12 protein-coding genes and 1 pseudogene are annotated in these 15431 nt (G+C 61.5%); 2 read left to right on the top strand and 11 right to left on the bottom strand.

Translation table 11 applies throughout. The annotated features are described in order from the left end of the window. Nucleotides 1-31: 31 nt before the first annotated feature. Nucleotides 32-1051 (bottom strand): annotated as a pseudogene (gene pstS, locus AC57B1_RS29120) (phosphate ABC transporter substrate-binding protein PstS); the annotation flags it as partial. A 306-nt stretch (nt 1052-1357) separates the two neighbouring features. Here pstS and AC57B1_RS29125 point away from each other — a divergent pair. After that, nucleotides 1358-2395, top strand: coding sequence for a transporter (locus AC57B1_RS29125; protein WP_496419412.1), 1038 nt, complete (start codon nt 1358-1360; stop codon nt 2393-2395). A gap of 60 nt (nt 2396-2455) precedes the next feature. Here the strand turns inward: AC57B1_RS29125 and AC57B1_RS29130 are convergent, their stop codons facing one another. The 8 genes from AC57B1_RS29130 to oxlT all read right to left on the bottom strand — a co-directional run bounded on the left by AC57B1_RS29130 (nt 2456) and on the right by oxlT (nt 12957). Next, nucleotides 2456-3496: a CHAD domain-containing protein gene (locus tag AC57B1_RS29130; RefSeq protein WP_496419413.1), complete on the bottom strand. Its 1041-nt coding sequence runs from the start codon at nt 3494-3496 to the stop codon at nt 2456-2458. 411 nt (nt 3497-3907) lie between these two features. Next, complete coding sequence (locus AC57B1_RS29135) at nt 3908-5137, bottom strand: MFS transporter (RefSeq protein WP_496419445.1); 1230 nt, start codon at nt 5135-5137, stop codon at nt 3908-3910. A 201-nt stretch (nt 5138-5338) separates the two neighbouring features. Continuing rightward, on the bottom strand, nt 5339-6556 hold the full coding sequence (locus AC57B1_RS29140; protein ID WP_496419414.1) for a YbfB/YjiJ family MFS transporter: 1218 nt from the start codon (nt 6554-6556) through the stop codon (nt 5339-5341). Nucleotides 6557-6910: 354 nt separating this feature from the next. Further along, a complete protein-coding gene (locus tag AC57B1_RS29145; protein ID WP_496419415.1) occupies nt 6911-7837 on the bottom strand; it encodes a LysR family transcriptional regulator in 927 nt (308 codons plus the stop codon). 169 nt (nt 7838-8006) lie between these two features. Beyond that, the gene (locus AC57B1_RS29150; protein WP_091804612.1) at nt 8007-8438 is read right to left on the bottom strand and encodes a PAS domain-containing protein; all 432 of its coding nucleotides are present in this window, start codon (nt 8436-8438) and stop codon (nt 8007-8009) included. A 104-nt stretch (nt 8439-8542) separates the two neighbouring features. Further along, nucleotides 8543-9793 carry a formyl-CoA transferase gene (frc, locus tag AC57B1_RS29155; protein WP_091804609.1) on the bottom strand — a complete coding sequence of 417 codons (1251 nt, stop codon included), beginning with the start codon at nt 9791-9793 and terminating at the stop codon, nt 8543-8545. Nucleotides 9794-9818: 25 nt separating this feature from the next. Beyond that, on the bottom strand, nt 9819-11561 hold the full coding sequence (gene oxc, locus AC57B1_RS29160) for an oxalyl-CoA decarboxylase (RefSeq protein ID WP_408348775.1): 1743 nt from the start codon (nt 11559-11561) through the stop codon (nt 9819-9821). A 64-nt stretch (nt 11562-11625) separates the two neighbouring features. Beyond that, nucleotides 11626-12957 (bottom strand): oxalate/formate MFS antiporter, encoded by a 1332-nt coding sequence (oxlT, locus tag AC57B1_RS29165; protein WP_408183740.1) that lies wholly within the window; start codon nt 12955-12957, stop codon nt 11626-11628. Nucleotides 12958-13387: 430 nt separating this feature from the next. Here oxlT and AC57B1_RS29170 point away from each other — a divergent pair, with 430 nt between their 5' ends. After that, a complete protein-coding gene (locus AC57B1_RS29170; protein ID WP_496419416.1) occupies nt 13388-13777 on the top strand; it encodes a hypothetical protein in 390 nt (129 codons plus the stop codon). 109 nt (nt 13778-13886) lie between these two features. Here AC57B1_RS29170 and AC57B1_RS29175 read toward each other — a convergent pair whose 3' ends face one another. Together AC57B1_RS29175 and AC57B1_RS29180 are read right to left on the bottom strand one after the other, a co-directional pair. After that, nucleotides 13887-14672 (bottom strand): alpha/beta hydrolase, encoded by a 786-nt coding sequence (locus AC57B1_RS29175; RefSeq protein WP_496419446.1) that lies wholly within the window; start codon nt 14670-14672, stop codon nt 13887-13889. Between the two features lie 142 nt (nt 14673-14814). Next, the gene (locus AC57B1_RS29180) at nt 14815-15165 is read right to left on the bottom strand and encodes a DUF4148 domain-containing protein (RefSeq protein WP_408183746.1); all 351 of its coding nucleotides are present in this window, start codon (nt 15163-15165) and stop codon (nt 14815-14817) included. Between the last annotated feature and the right edge of the window lie 266 nt (nt 15166-15431).

Here is a 15431-nt window from a genome sequence, read left to right on the forward strand (position 1 = left end):
GGCGCGCGCCGAATTTATCCGCAGCCTGGGGCGCGACAGGCTTGCCTGACGCGTCCTTGACCTTCTGTTTCCACTGCGAGCGGATTTCGGCCGTCACGGACTCGGGCAGCGAAATATAGTCGAGATCGTCGGCTGCCTTGCCGCCGTTCTTGAATGCCCAATCGAAAAACTTCAGCGTTTCCGCGCCTTGCGGTGCTTTGTCCTGCGTCGTATGCAATAGCACGAACGTCGCGCCGACCACGGGCCACGCGTTTTTGCCCGGCTCGTTCGTGAGGATCTGATAGAACGACTTCGACCAATCGGCGCCCGCCGCTGCCGCCTTGAACGTGTCGGTTGACGGCTCGACCACGGTCCCCGATGCATTTTTCAGCGCGGCGTAGGTCATGTGGTTCTGCTTCGCATAGGCCCACTCGACGTAGCCGATCGCGCCCGGCAAACGCTGCACGAATGCGGCCACGCCGTCGTTGCCCTTGCCGCCGGTGCCGGTCGGCCAGTTCACCGTGGCGCCTTCGCCCACTTTCGCTTTCCACTCCGGATTCACCTTGGAGAGGTAGTTCGTCCAGATGAAACTCGTGCCTGAGCCGTCGGCGCGGCGCACCACCGCGACGTCGGTATCAGGGAGTTTGATTTTCGGGTTCAGCGCGACGATCGCGGGATCGTTCCACTTCTTGATCTTGCCCAGATAGATGTCGCCGACCACTTGACCCGACAGCACCAGTTCGCCGGCCTTCAGACCCGGCACGTTGATCGCCGGCACCACACCGCCGACCACTGTGGGGAACTGGAACAGGCCGTTCTTTGCCAATTCGTCGTCTTTCAGCGGCGCGTCCGAACCGGCGAAATCCACGGTCTTCGCGATGATCTGCTTGATGCCGCCCGACGAACCAATGCCCTGATAGTTGACCTTGCCGCCGCCTGTTTTCTGATAGGCATCGGCCCATTTCGTGTAAATCGGCGCGGCGAAAGTACTGCCGGCGCCGGTTATGTCGGCGGCGTGCGCGGCGCTGGCACACAGCGCACACAGAAACAGCGTAAGTTGCTTGAGTTTCATGTCGAGACTCCTTGTGGCGATGAGGTCGCCTTCGATGGGCTGCAACTTAAGGCTGAAATATGACGTTCTCGTGACCGTTCAGGTTAAATGATGGACTGCGGAATCATAAGGATCATCCAAGTCGATCGAGCGAGAACGACCACGTTAACCTTCTTTTGATGGGTCGCGATATGCTCGGGCCTTTGCATCCAGTTCAATCCGTGCGACGCCTGCGGCCGGCAGCGGTTGGCGATCGTCATGCTCCACTATCGGCCGGCAATTACTGGATATGCCAAACCCGCATGAGAAGCAAACGCTGAATGACCTATGAAATCTGACCTGCTCTTGCAAACCTATGGCGCCGACTCGTCCGGCATGGTCTGTGGCTTTCTCTTTTCTTCGACTCATGCCGGCCGGCCCATCGACGCGGATGAAGTCGTCGAATGGTTACAGGCGCACGACGCGAACGGCGACGCAAGAGAGGGTTGCGAGTTTCTTTGGCTTCACTTCAATCTGGCGCATAGTGCGAGCGAACGCTGGATGAGAGCGCAACTCGATCTACCCGAGACTTTTTTCGATGCCTTGCGCGAAGGCTCGCACTCGACGCGTATCGAGCATGCGGACGGCGCGCTGCGCGCGGTCGTCAACGACGTCATGTTCAATCTCGAGTTCATTCCCTCCGAAATAGCGACGCTGTGGATTTACGCGAACCAGCGGATTATCGTGACCGCGCGTCTGAAGCCACTGCGTTCGGTCGACAGATTGCGCGCGTCGGTTCGGGAAGGCGAGCTTTTCAGGTCTCCGGCGGAATTGCTGGTTCACCTGATGCGCGACCAGGCCGACCTGCTCGTGCAGATCGTGCGCCGAACCAGCGCCGACGTCGACCGGATAGAGGATCGATTTCTGTCGCAACGGCCGACGCAGAACCGCATCGATCTGGGCGCGATGCGTCGTATGCTGACGCGTTTGCAACGCATGCTCGCGCCTGAACCTGGTGCGATCTTCCGGCTACTGGCGAGACCGCCGCGCTGGCTTCATTCAGATGACGTGCAGGATCTGCGCGAGTCGACCGAGGAGTTTTCGGTGGTTCTCTCGGATGTGGCCGGTCTGATCGAACGGGTCAGGCTGTTGCAGGAGGAGATCATCTCCCGTCTGGAAGAGCAGAACAATCGCACGCTCTTCACGCTGACATTGGTGACGGTACTGGCTATGCCGATCAATATCGTTGCGGGTTTTTTCGGAATGAATGTGGGTGGTATTCCGCTCGCTGAAAACCGGCACGGCTTCTGGGTGATGGTGTTACTCGTGGCCGGTTTTACAGGGCTGGCCGGATGGTGGGCATTTCGCCGGCGCAAGGAACGGTAGGGTAAGTCAGAGCGAAGCAATGCGCCCGTTTTCAGCGTTCGTGGCGCTGCGCGCAGTCCGCTAGTTGATGCCTAAGCCGGGACGCTCGTCAGCGAGCCTATCGCCGAGCGCGCGTAACAATGCTTCGGCGCTCTGCATGCGATCGCCTTTGAGATTCCTCAGATACGCGATTGCATCGTCTGCAATACCGCGCTCGCCGAGGCGAACTTCATGCGTAACAAGCAGCGATTCACTCGCAACGGCGTCGTTGAGTTTTCCCAGTTCGTCCTGCATTTGCGTGAGTTCGACGACGCCTATCCCGTTTCCGCTCTCGATCAGGGGCGCGAAAAACTCCAGCAGGTAGCGCACCTTTTTCGCGGCGATTCGGACTTCGTGAAACTCCGCGTATCCGGAATTGGGATCCCTAAGCAAACACTTCATTCGTTTTCGCAACGCCTTCCGGGCTGTTGCAATACGGTTCGCAGCGAATACCGAAAGCGATTCATTGAACGAGCGAGGTTCGAGTTGCTGCATCACGCCCGCGATTGCCTGGTTCAATACTGCTTCAACGTTCGCGTCGGCGATCGTTGCGCGACTGTGCAAAAGCGCATCGCCGCGCAATAAATCGACACCTTCGATCAGCGCCGCAAAAGAACGCGGTATTGCCGTGTCTTCTGCCAGTAAGTGTTTCAGGATATCCCAGTCACGTGTTTGACCTGCTGAGTCGGCCAGCGCCTTGAATTCGCGCCGCTGTCGCCTCGCTCGCGATCCGTCGATAAGCGGATCGTAAGCCCACCACAGCGAGCGCAGACGACGCAGCACGACACGGAGTTTGTGCAGACTTTCCGGATCGGCACTAACGCATAGCGTGCCCACGCGTTGCGCCACCTGCGCGACCATTGGCGTGACCAGTGTCGAGAAGGCCACGGCCGGCGACATGTCCGGCAAAACCGTCCCGCCGCGTTTGCCGGAATTGTCGGGAATCCGCTCGTCTGCGGATGCAACGTCGCGCATGGGTGGTGTGGAGTTCATCGCCTGAAATCGATTGAGTCCCCGAAGCGGACGGTAGTGAGGTGAACGTAAGGTGGCGCGGGTCAGGCGGTTTGCAAACTGCGATGTCAATCCTACAGCGTATCAATTTTCAAAACCACGCCGGCATCGCGTTGGAAGCAATGCGGCTGTGATAGAGCGATTCAATTTGCCTCCTGAGCTTCAGCATCCTGTAAAGGGGAGAACTGGTTTCGTTACTGGGCGAGCTTCACTTCATAAGCCTCAACAACAAACTTAAAGTGAGGTCTTTCGTGAGTTATACACAAACACTGTTGACCGGTGTGATCGGCGCGCCGACGCGGTGAGGCAACGCTTAAATTCCTGGACTGGGCGCTAACCAACGGCGACCAGGCCGCAGAGGACCTGGACTATATCCCGCTGCCGCCAGCGGTGGGGAACGAGGTTCGCGCGCAGTTGCACGCAAGGGTCAGGAATCCGTCGGGCGGAGCCGTCGCAGGTCAATGACGTGGGCGATCGCCCCGATCAAAGCACCGCGCGCTGACGGGTACGCGCCCAGTGTGCGAGCGCGGCGCACGCCACCAGCAATGAACCGGTCACGAAGAACACGGCATGCAGCCCGAGATGAACAGCGATCGCGCCGCCGATGATCGGACCGACCACCTGTCCGCTGAATTGCGCCGACTGCAGATAACCGAGCATCTGACCGGTCTTGTGTTCTTCCACTGCGTGGCGCGCCAGTTTCGCAATCGCAGGCAGGAGGCCGGCTAACGTCATGCCCATCAGCGCGCGCAATCCGGCCAGTTGCCACCACGCGTGAACGAACGCTTGCGGAACCATCACGAGACCGGTCAGCACCAGGCAAGCGACGATCACGTTCCAGCTGCCGATCCGATCGGCCAACGCGCCGAGGCGCGCGGCCGTGAGCATGCTGCCGAAAGCCGAACAGGCCATCACGACACCCGCCACGCGGGAGAGATGAAGCGACGGCACGCCGAGACTGCCGACATAGACTGTGATGACCGGTTCGATCGACATGTTGGCGAGCAGCACCATCATCGCCGTGACCAGCAATGCGGCGACCACTGGATAGTCGTTGCGATGCGTGCTCGCCGGCGCATGTCCCGCAGGTCGCCGGCTGGAATGCGTGGCCGGGTCGAAGTCTTCCTTGACGACGAAAATCGTCAGCAAAGCGGCAACCGCGATCATGGCGCCGCCTGCGAAGAACGTGCCGCGAATGCCGAGCCATCCCGGCAGAAAACCGCCGACGAGCGGGCCGATCAGATTGCCGGCGAGCGCACCGGTCGAGAGCATGCCCAGCGCCCAGCCGGCGCGCGCTTTCGGAGCCTGCGTGCCGACCATTACGGTCGAAGCCGACGAATAGCCACCCACGAGTCCAGCCAGCAAGCGCAGGCCGACGAGTTCGTGCACGTTGTGCGCGATGCCGATCAACGACATCACCACCGCCATGCCGACGGCCGCGCGCACCAGCATCGGCTTGCGGCCATAGCGATCGGCGAGGCGTCCCCACAAAGGCGCGGTGACGGCCGTACCGAGAAACGTGGCGCCGAATGCGATTCCCGACCATTGAATGACGGCGGACTGCGACTGCACGCCGAGTTGCTGGACGTAAATGGGCAAAAACGGCAGCAGCATGCTCAGGCTGACGAGCGTGGTGAATGAGCCGAACACGCAGACGGCCAGATTACGGCGCCAGTAACGCTCGTGTCGCGCCGAATAGTCGAGGCCGCGCATGTCAGCCGCGGCTTCCAAAGCGAGATTGGGACGCGCGCTCATATCGCCTTCTCCAACAACGAATGTGCGTACAGTCGCGCCTTTGCGTCTGCGAGTTCGTTCACGGGTGCGCAGTCCTTGCGGGGACCGTGTGTCGGGATCATGGGGTTCTCCCAGTTCGAGTGAGGGATGCCGTCGGCTGAAAACGGGGTGACGCCAACGCTATTGCTGCTTCGGAGCGTCGCGAAGCGCCGTGAACAGATCGACCACCAGCGCAAGCGCCAAGGCGGTCGCGCCGATCAGGAATAAGCTCGTGTAATTGCCACCGTCGTGCGCGAACAGAAATGACAGGCCATACGCCGCGACGGCCTGCAATACCGCGAAACTGGTGGTCGCCGCGCTCCACGCGCCTTTTTGCGCAGCGGGATGGTGCGCGAGCAATTCATTGACCCGGCCGAGCACGAGCGGCACGACGCCCGGCACGAACGCGCCGACCACGACGCTCGACACGATCAGCGCGACGGGTCCTGGTACGACAGCCGGCAACGCGACTGCGGCGATCTGCAGGACATAGGCCACGCGCAGCGCGGGACCGAAACCGGCACGGTCGGCCAGGTGACCGGTCAGCAGAGGGCCTGCGATCGCTCCCAGTCCGAACAGCACCCAATATTGCGCGCCGGCATCGAGACCCTTGCCAAGACCGCGCGCCACGAAATCCACGAGAAAGATCATGTGCGGGACGAGGCCCGCGGCATTCAACGCATACTCGGCGTACAGCGCGCGCATCGAGGCCGCCGGATAGGCGCGGCTGTGGCCGGCGTGTGGCACAGCATGCTGCACGGCAGGTTCGGCCCGCCCGGGCCAACCGTTCCATGCGACGGCTGTCAGCGCCAGAGAGAGCGCGGCAAGACCCAGCCACGTTTGGCTCAGACCTTGACGCAGCAGGAGCGGCACGATTGTCCCGGACGCCGCGATACCCAAACCGATACCGCTGAAAATCGCGCCGCTCGCAAAGCCTCTGCGCGATGGGATCACATGAGCGAGGATCGTCGGCGCGGCCAGCACCATCAGTGCACCGCCCGACAAGCCGGATGCGAAGCGCCAGACGAAGAACCAGAGAAACGAAACCGGAAAGGCGCAGGCGACGAACGCAACGGTCGCGAGCAGCATCATCGCGCGCAGCACGGACGCGGCGTCGAATCGCCGCGCCAGCCAGCCGCCTGCAAGCGCGCCGGCCAGATAGCCGCCGAGATTGGCTGCGCCGAGATAGGCTGCAGTCGACGCCGGAAACCAGTGCGCGCTGACGATAGCCGGCAGTAACGGGGTATAGGCGAAACGCGCGAGGCCTATCCCGACAAGGCTCGCGCTGGCTCCCGCCAGCGTGCCGCGCCAGACATTGAATGCGGGCGCGATCGATCCATTGGCGACTGCTCGTTGCATGACTGCCTCCACTGTTCCGTTACGCGCCGACCCGGCCGCGGGGCGGCCGCGACGCGATAAGCGCGAAACTCACAGCTCGCCATGCATTTCATGAGGATCGCAAATCAAATCCACAATGAGTTGCAACGTGACATGCAGTGCCTTGGGCGTCGACGCCGTTGCCGCCGTCTCTGCGTGGGCTGATGCCCGTTACGAGGAATGCCGGTTCGAGTCGGGTGCGGGGAGGGGCGTGTCAGTGAATTCGCCGGTACGGCCCGAAGGCGTGAGCTGTGCGTTCTCGATGAACACAGTCTAGATTGAACCGATTGCAGAGAGAATCCACGCTGATCGGCAGACATTCTTCCGGGAGTCGATTCAATTGCGCTTCGCGGTCCGCAGGGGTTGCGTGAAGTGGCGGCGCAGGCGCGGCGCCGCGAAATCGACGAATTCTCGCACCTTGGGAACCGCGAGACGCCCTTGCGGCGTCAACAGGTGGACTGGTAGCGGGGCGGGTTCGTTGTCGCTCAGGACGATCTCGAGCGATCCTTCCTTGACCTGCTCGGCGACGTGATAGGAAAACATGCGGGTGACGCCATGTCCCGCGACGGCCGAAGCCACGGCCGCCTGAATACTGTTGACAATGAAGCGGGGAGTGAACTGTACGACACGTGGAATCGTCGAGCCATCCGGCGGCGGAAAGCTCCATGAATCCAGGCCGAAGTGGCTCATGGAGATGATCTGATGCCTCGCAAGATCGGCGGGTTCGACGATCGGCGGGTGCTTGGCCAGGTAGCGAGGCGACGCCGTGACGACCCGCCGCGTTTCGCCCACCGGGATCGCCACGAGCGTCGAATCGGGCAGGTGAGCGATGCGCAGCGCCACGTCCATTCCTTCGTCGATCAGGCTCACTGGGCGGTCGAGCATATCCAGCCGGACCGAGACGGCCGGATAGCGATCGATGAAATCGTCGATGATCGCCCGCAGCATGTCCTGACCGGCCGCCACCGGTGCGGTGATCGTGAGCAGCCCGCGCGGTGCGGAGCGCTCGCCGGCGATCAGCAGATCGGCTTCTTCCAGGTCGGTGAGAATGCGGCGGCAAGCGGCGGCGTATCGTTCGCCGGCTTCGCTCAGTCTGATCGTCCGCGTCGTGCGATGCAGCAGAGCCGTCCCGACATGTTCTTCGAGGAACGCGATAGCCCGGCTCACCGCCGCGGGCGAGCGGCCGAGTCGACGGCTCGCGCCGACCAGGCTCCCTTCGTCGAGCGTGGCGACGAACACCTTCATTGCGTCGATGCGGTCCATGTTGCCTGATCCGGGCGTGATTGAGAGCGGGATTCGGCAGACTTTACAGCGTGGACGCGGGCAGCGGCGAGAACGGGTTGAAGCCGGCGCAGGTGATGCGGCTCGCGCCGGCCTTCAGTGGGTCTGTGGGTATCGGATTATGCGTGTGTGCGTGTGCCAATGCGCGTGCTCATGCGCCGGCGGACGCCTCCAGTTCCGCGAGCCGTTTGCGCAGCAGACGATCCTCCTGAAAGCGGCTGGTTTCGTCACGGATCACGGCGACAATGCCGGTGAGCTCGTGTTGCGGCGAATGCAGCAACGCGACCGTAAAGGCAATCGACATGGACCGCCCGTCCTTGTGCACCGCGGGCACACGCAGCACGTCGTTGCCATAGCGGGTTTCGCCCGTTGCCATGGTCTTGTGATAGCCGTCCCAATGGCGGCCGCGCAACCGTTCCGGAATGATCAGGTCGAGCGACTTGCCGAGCGCTTCGCCTGGCGCAAACCCGAACATGCGTTCGGCCGCGGGGTTCCAGAATGTGATGCTGCCTTGAGCATCCGAAATAACGATCGCGTCGCCGATTGCGTTGGCAAGTTGCTCGAAGTCGATGGCATGTTGCATGACGCCCCCCGATTGTGAAAACACGGATGCCTGAATGGGATACGGCGTCGCCAGCGACGCCGTATCCGCAAGCCCGAGCCGATGGCCGGGCTAGCGTAGCACCATCAAACCGCTTTGACTTCGCGCAGGTTGAAGATTTGCTGCTGGCTGTAGCCGAGGCTCGCCAACACTTCCTCGGTGTGTTCGCCGAGCAGCGGCGACGCGGTGACTTCCGGCTTCAGATCCGAAAACTTGATCGGGCTACCGACAGTCAGATACGTGCCGCGTTTCTTGTGCGGCACTTCGACGATCGTGCCGCTCGCGCGCAACGACGGGTCGTTGGCCAGTTCCTTCATGGTCAGCACCGGCGCGCACGGAATGTCGAACTTGCGCAAGATGTCGACCGCCTCGAATTTGGTTTTGTCGGCGAGCCAGGCTTCGATGGTCTGGAAGATATCGAAGATATGCGGTTGACGTGCTTCCGCCGTCTTGTAGGCCGGGTCATCGATCCACTCGGGCTTGCCGAGCGCCTTGCAGATCGGCTCCCACGCGTGGCCCTGAATCGTGAAGTAGATGTACGCATTCGGATCCGTTTCCCAGCCTTTGCACTTGAGCACCCAACCCGGCTGGCCGCCGCCGCCCGCATTGCCGCCGCGCGGCACCACGTCGCTGAATTCGCCGTGCGGATATTGCGGGTACTCCTCGAGATAGCCGACGCGCTCCAGCCGCTGCTGGTCGCGCAGCTTCACGCGGCACAGATTCAGCACGCTATCCTGCATCGACACGGCGACCTTCTGGCCTTTGCCCGTTTTGTCGCGGCCGAGAAGCGCGGTCAGAATGCCGATGGCCAGATGCATGCCGGTATTGCTGTCACCGAGCGCGGCCGCGCTGATAGTCGGCGGACCGTCCCAGAAGCCGGTAGTGGAGGCCGCGCCGCCCGCGCATTGCGCCACGTTCTCGTAGACTTTCAGGTCGTCGTAGTGGTGACCGTCGCTGAAGCCCTTCACCGAGGCGACGATCATCTTCGGATTGAGTTCGTTCAGGCGTTCCCACGAAAAGCCCATCCGGTCCAGCGCGCCCGGGCCGAAGTTCTCCACCAGCACGTCGGACTCGCGGATCAGCTTCTCGAGGACTTCCTTGCCTTCGGGCTTCTTTGTGTCCAACGTCAGCGACTTCTTGTTGCTGTTGAGCATCGTGAAGTACAACGCGTCGGCGTCGGGAATGTCGCGCAACTGATTGCGTGTCACGTCGCCCGAACCTGGCCGTTCCACCTTGATGACGTCCGCGCCGAACCAGGCGAGCAACTGGGTGCAGGCGGGACCGGCTTGAACATGGGTGAAGTCGATGATCCTGATGCCTTCGAGAGGTTTGGTCATGTTGAAATCTCCGTGGTTGCCCAGATTACTTTTTCATTGCCGCGCTTTGCGGATTCAGATTGGTCAGTCGACCGCTTTCGGTGCCGGCCGCTTCGTCGATGACGGCGTTGATCAGGCTCGGTTTGCCTGAGGCGATCGATTCGAGCAGTGCCTTCGTCAGTTCTTCCGGCGTGGTGGCGTGATAGCCGACGCCGCCGAATGCCTCGATCATCTTGTCGTAGCGCGCGTTCTTCACGAACACGGTCGGCGCGACATCCTTGCCGCCGGTCGGGTTCACGTCCGTGCCGCGATACACGCCGTTGTTGTTGAATACGATCGTGCAGACCGGCAACTCGTAACGGCAGATGGTTTCGAGCTCCATGCCGCTGAAGCCGAATGCGCTATCGCCTTCGATCGCGACGACGGGTTTGCCGCTCGTGACCGCCGCGCCGATCGCGAAGCCCATGCCGATGCCCATGATTCCCCACGTGCCCGAATCGAAGCGTTTGCGCGGTTCATACATGTCGATGATGCTGCGCGCGTAGTCGAGCGTGTTCGCGCCTTCATTCACGACGTTGATGTCAGGGCGTGTTTTCAGCACATCGCGGATCGCGCGCAACGCGCTGTGGAAATTCATCGGCGACGGGTTCTTGTCGAGCGTCGCGGCCATCTTGGCGAGATTCTTGTTCTTGCGCTCCGCGATTGCACCGGTCCACTCCGTGGCCGGCTTCGTGAAACCCGCAGCGATACCGGCGCGCAGCGCCGCCACGCACGAACCGATATCGCCGATCACCGGCGCGGCAATCGCCACGTTGCTGTCGATTTCGGTCGGCGAGATATCCACCTGAACGAACTTCTTCGGTGCCGCGCCCCACGTTTTTCCCTTGCCATGCGACAGCAGCCAGTTCAGACGCGCGCCGATCAACACGACGACGTCGGCTTCCTGCAGCACGAACGATCGCGCCGCCGAGGCGGACTGCTCGTGCGTGTCCGGCAACAGGCCTTTGGCCATCGACATCGGCAGATACGGAATGCCGCTTTCTTCCACGAACGCGCGAATCTCCGCGTCAGCCTGGGCGTATGCGGCGCCCTTGCCGAGCAGAATCAGCGGCCGTTTGGCGCTCTTGAGGACATCGATTGCGCGCTTGACCGACTCCGGTGCCGGCAACTGGCGCGGCGCCGCGTCGACCACTCGTACCAGCGACTGCTGCGCCTTCACGGCATCCAGTGTTTGTGCGAGCAACTTGGCGGGCAAGTCCAGATACACACCGCCGGGTCGTCCTGACACGGCGGCTCGAATGGCCCGCGCTACGCCGATGCCGATATCCTCCGCGTGCAGCACGCGATAAGCGGCCTTCGCATAAGGCTTGGCCGCGTTCAACTGATCCATTTCTTCGTAATCGCCTTGCTGCAAGTCGACAATTTCGCGTTCACTGGAGCCGCTGATCAGGATCATCGGGAAGCAGTTGGTGGTCGCGTTGGCAAGCGCGGTCAGGCCGTTCAGAAAGCCCGGCGCCGAGACCGTCAGGCAAATCCCCGGCTTCTGCGTCATATAGCCGGAAATGGCCGCCGCGTTGCCTGCGTGTTGTTCATGGCGAAAGCCGATGAAACGCATTCCTTCCGCTTGTGCCAGCCGCGCCAGGTCGGTGATCGGAATGCCGACCAGGCCGAAGATCGTGTCGATGTCGTTCAGTTTCAGCGCATCGATGACGAGATGGAATCCGTCGGTCGTTTCGGTCGCCTGTTGTTTCAACGTATCGTCTGTTGTGGGCTGGTCGGCTTCTGCCATGACATCTCTCCTTGTTGGCGGGGCGTTGTGGGGTGTGTCGCGAGCTGGATGCTCACGGTGTCGGTTATTCGGGGGAGCCGCCGGACGACGGCTGCAGCCGCGCTTCGGCGATGACCACGCCGGCTCGCGCACCCGAGTTTTCGATCCAGCGCTTTCTCATGGGGGCGAGGACGAACTTGGCGGACACGGCTGCCGCGATCGACACCACGGCAGCTGAGATGAACACCGTGCTCCACCCGCCGTTCGCCGACAACACCGAGGCAATCGGCACCAGCATCGAAGCGGTGCCTTTCGCGGTATAAAGCGTTCCGGCGTTGGCGGCGGCATATTTGCTGCCGAACGTGTCGGCGCAGGTGGCGGGGAAGATCGAGAAGATCTCGCCCCAGCACAGAAACACAGCGGCTGCGAAGAACATGAATGCGTAGGGGTTATGGCCGAACTGCATCAATCCCAGCAACGCGACCCCTTCGCCGAGAAAGATCATGAACATCGTGTTCTCGCGGCCTATGCGGTCAGACAGAAAGCCGCACAGGGGACGGGTGAAGCCGTTGCAGAGGTTGTCGATCGAGAGCGTCATGGTGAGCAGCGGCAGCGTGATGCCCATGAGACTCACCGGCAGCTTGGCAAAGCCGAATTCTTTCGCAATCGGCCCGAGCTGCGCGGTCGCGATGATGCCGCCAGCGGCGACGAACACGAACATCAGATACAGCACCCAGAAGAGCGGCGAGCGGATCATTTCGCCAGGTGTGTAGTCGATCTTGCTTGCCACCACGCGCCGGGCGACGACCGCGGTCGCGGGCGGCTTCGGCCGAATCAGCATGGTGGCGAGCAACAGGATGCAAACACCCTGGAAAATGCCGAAGAACATGAACGTGTGCTCGTAGCCCGAACGCTGGATCATGTCGGCGATTGGAATCACGGTGACTGCCGCGCCTGCGCCGAAACCCGCTGCGGTCAAGCCTGCCGCGAGACCGCGTTTGTCCGGAAACCATTTGAGCGCCGTGCCGACGCACGTGCCGTACACGCAGCCGGCGCCGATCCCGGCAATGACCGCGGCAACGTATAGCGCGGTCAGACTGCTGGCATGCGCGTCGATGATCCAGCCGAGCGCCGCGCATACCGAACCGCCGATCACAACCGGGCGCGGCCCGAACTTGTCGACGAGCCAGCCTTCGACTGGCACGAGCCAGGTTTCGGTAACGATGAAGATCGTGAACGCGCTCTGGATCGCCGCTTGTCCCCAATGGTGGGCGTTGTCCATCGGCACGACGAACAGCGTCCACGCATACTGCAGATTCGCGACGAGCCCCATGCAGACAATCCCGATGGCGAGTTGCACCCAGCGGTGATGTGTGAACGCGGTACGGCCTCTGTCCGATACGTCGGAATGTCCCATGTCTCCGTCTCCTGTCTCTTCCGTCGCGCTCGAGCGGCACGCTGGACTTACATGATCGAATCGCTTCGTCGCCGGTTGGTTGTCAGGCAGTGAAGCGCCAATGGTCGGCCAGAAGGAACTGCACCAATGAAAACCCTAACCGTAGGTGCAGCACGTCTGAGAAGATGCTGCGCGAGAACAGGAATAAGGGAAAGTTAAAACATTTTATGGTTTGCATTAGGTATTCATAATGGATGGGGCGTAGCCCTTATCCATAGGGCGATCTGGGGTGGGAATCCCTCTGCGGACGGACGGATTTCGATCGCTTTTTGCGGGTTGGGGTAAACCAAAATATAAACGATAGGTTATTGTTTTTCGAAATAACTTTAACTGTTGTTTATTCGTGCGTGCTTCTACTCTTCGTCCTGCTACCTGCCTGAAGGAGAAGACCGTGAATCCCGCCCAATCTACCGCTGGCGACAGCGCGCATGAAGCTGAAATCCAGGCGCAACTATGCGCTTACAACGCCGCTTTCGACGAACTCGGCCTGCGCTTCCGCTGGGATGCGCAAACGCTGGCGTCGCTGGCTATGATCGACGGCGAACAGGCGCAGATCGCCGCGTATATCGAAGCGCACCATGGGCACTTGCTGAGCGCCTATAGCGCCGAGTTTCTGAGTCAGGCCATTCTCGGAAAAAAACGCGCGCGCTATCCAGCGCCTTTGCCTCGACGCATGGAGGACGCGCCGCGTTCGACGCAGGTGTTACGTTCGCATGAGGTAAGCGGCCGACGCGAGCGCGTTTCGTTCGAGATAGATCTGCCTGCGCTGGCGGGGGTATAGGCGCGCAGTGCGGCATGCCCGCGTTCCTTGCCGGGACGCGGGCAGCGAGGGATGGTCGGACGTGTTGTCCGGACGCCTATTGCGGGCGGATTCCGGACTGTGGCGCGCGTTAGTCGTGCGCGTGCCGTGCGGCGTCTTCGATGACTGCCGCCACTTCCTTCGGACGCGACTCATACACCGAGTGGCTCGCGCCGGGAATGACCGTCGTGTGGCTATGCGCTCGCGCGTAGTACCAGCGCTCGAGATCGGGATTGATGATCTTGTCGTCGGCGGCCACGATGCCCCAACTCGGCTTGGTCGTCCAGGCGGCGGCCGTCAGCGGGGTCGAGAACACCTTCGCCGCAGTCAGGATCTGAGCATTCGATTCGAATGTCGCTGTCTTGAGCGGCAGGTCGGCGGCGAAGTCCTTCGGAAAATCCGCGGGGTTCAGGTACGTGTAGCCGTCGTCGGTTTTCCTGATCGCGCCGGCCTGTTGCGACGTGTAGCTGGGCATGCCTTTGCCGAGTGCCGCTTCGTCTTCTCCGATGTTCGGCGCATGCGCGGCGACATAGACCAGTCCGATCACATTCGGATGAACGCCCGCCTCCGTGATGACGGAGCCGCCATAGCTGTGAGCCACGAGGATGGTCGGGCCGTTCTGCAAATCGAGAACGCGCTTCGTTGCGGCTACGTCGTCTTCAAGTGACGTCAACGGTTCCTGCACAAGGCTGACGTGGTACCCGTCCTTGGTCAGAATGTCGTACACCGGTTTCCAGCCGGATCCGTCCACCCACGCCCCGTGCACCAGAACGATATTCTTGATCGCAGCGGTTTTGGGCGGGGCGCTTTGTGCCATTGCGCCGCTCGACGCGAGAAGACCGGCTGACAATGACAAGGCTGAGGCTAAGAGGGGCATCAATCTCACGAGAGACTCCGTTTTCGGCGAAAGCGAGTGAGTGGTGGTGAAAATCAAATGGCGAAGATCACATCAGGATCCAGTCAGGCCCCGTGCGCTCAGTGACGGCACGAGACCTGAAAGAGACCTGAGACGGCACCATTCAGCTGCCGAAGTACGGCGTACAGAAGCTGGCCGGACCGACGCAGTTGGAATGCGTCGCGGCGTACGAGCGCGAACCCGAGGACGAACTGCCGCTGTGCGCCAAACCGCCATAACCCTGCGTCGCCTGTTGCTGGCTGGTTTGCGCCACTACCTTCGCTTCTGCGGCCTGGATGTCCGCCGGATAGGTGGCGTCATCACGTTCGGCCGGGTTGTAGCCTGCCTTTTCAATCTTCACGAGATCGCTGCGAACTTCGGCGCGTGTCACCGGCGCGTTTGATTGCGCGAGGGCGAGCATCGGTGCGGACAGGGCGCTTGCGGCGAGGGCGAGACAAACAAGAGCTTTCTTCATGATTTGATACTCCTAAATAAATGCGATGTTTAACTGGCGAGCATTTTGCGAGAATACTTGGGGCTGCATGTCGAACTGTCTTCGGAGAGAGGCGCTCCGGGCTCGCTTTCCGTGAACGTCTGGACACCATATTGCGACTTTGAAGGTGACGTGACGCCCACCGCTTGATTACAAGATTGACAGAAAGCGCCGAGGCCTTGTTCGGCGGGGATTTTGATCTCTGCGGCAGTCGAAGGAAACGCCGTTATGATGGTGGCTGCACCATC

This window comes from Paraburkholderia sp. BGA-UO-ETr-F21 (genome assembly GCF_059567925.1).

What these genes read in the sequence shown, in the direction of transcription:
- AC57B1_RS29125 (WP_496419412.1), top strand. Translation starts at nt 1,358, where the DNA reads ATGAAATCTGACCTGCTCTTGCAAACCTATGGCGCCGACTCGTCCGGC.
- AC57B1_RS29135 (WP_496419445.1), bottom strand. Translation starts at nt 5,137, where the DNA reads ATGCGCGGCCTCGACTATTCGGCGCGACACGAGCGTTACTGGCGCCGT.
- AC57B1_RS29140 (WP_496419414.1), bottom strand. Translation starts at nt 6,556, where the DNA reads ATGCAACGAGCAGTCGCCAATGGATCGATCGCGCCCGCATTCAATGTC.
- AC57B1_RS29145 (WP_496419415.1), bottom strand. Translation starts at nt 7,837, where the DNA reads ATGGACCGCATCGACGCAATGAAGGTGTTCGTCGCCACGCTCGACGAA.
- AC57B1_RS29150 (WP_091804612.1), bottom strand. Translation starts at nt 8,438, where the DNA reads ATGCAACATGCCATCGACTTCGAGCAACTTGCCAACGCAATCGGCGAC.
- frc (WP_091804609.1), bottom strand. Translation starts at nt 9,793, where the DNA reads ATGACCAAACCTCTCGAAGGCATCAGGATCATCGACTTCACCCATGTT.
- oxc (WP_408348775.1), bottom strand. Translation starts at nt 11,561, where the DNA reads ATGGCAGAAGCCGACCAGCCCACAACAGACGATACGTTGAAACAACAG.
- oxlT (WP_408183740.1), bottom strand. Translation starts at nt 12,957, where the DNA reads ATGGGACATTCCGACGTATCGGACAGAGGCCGTACCGCGTTCACACAT.
- AC57B1_RS29175 (WP_496419446.1), bottom strand. Translation starts at nt 14,672, where the DNA reads ATGCCCCTCTTAGCCTCAGCCTTGTCATTGTCAGCCGGTCTTCTCGCG.
- AC57B1_RS29180 (WP_408183746.1), bottom strand. Translation starts at nt 15,165, where the DNA reads ATGAAGAAAGCTCTTGTTTGTCTCGCCCTCGCCGCAAGCGCCCTGTCC.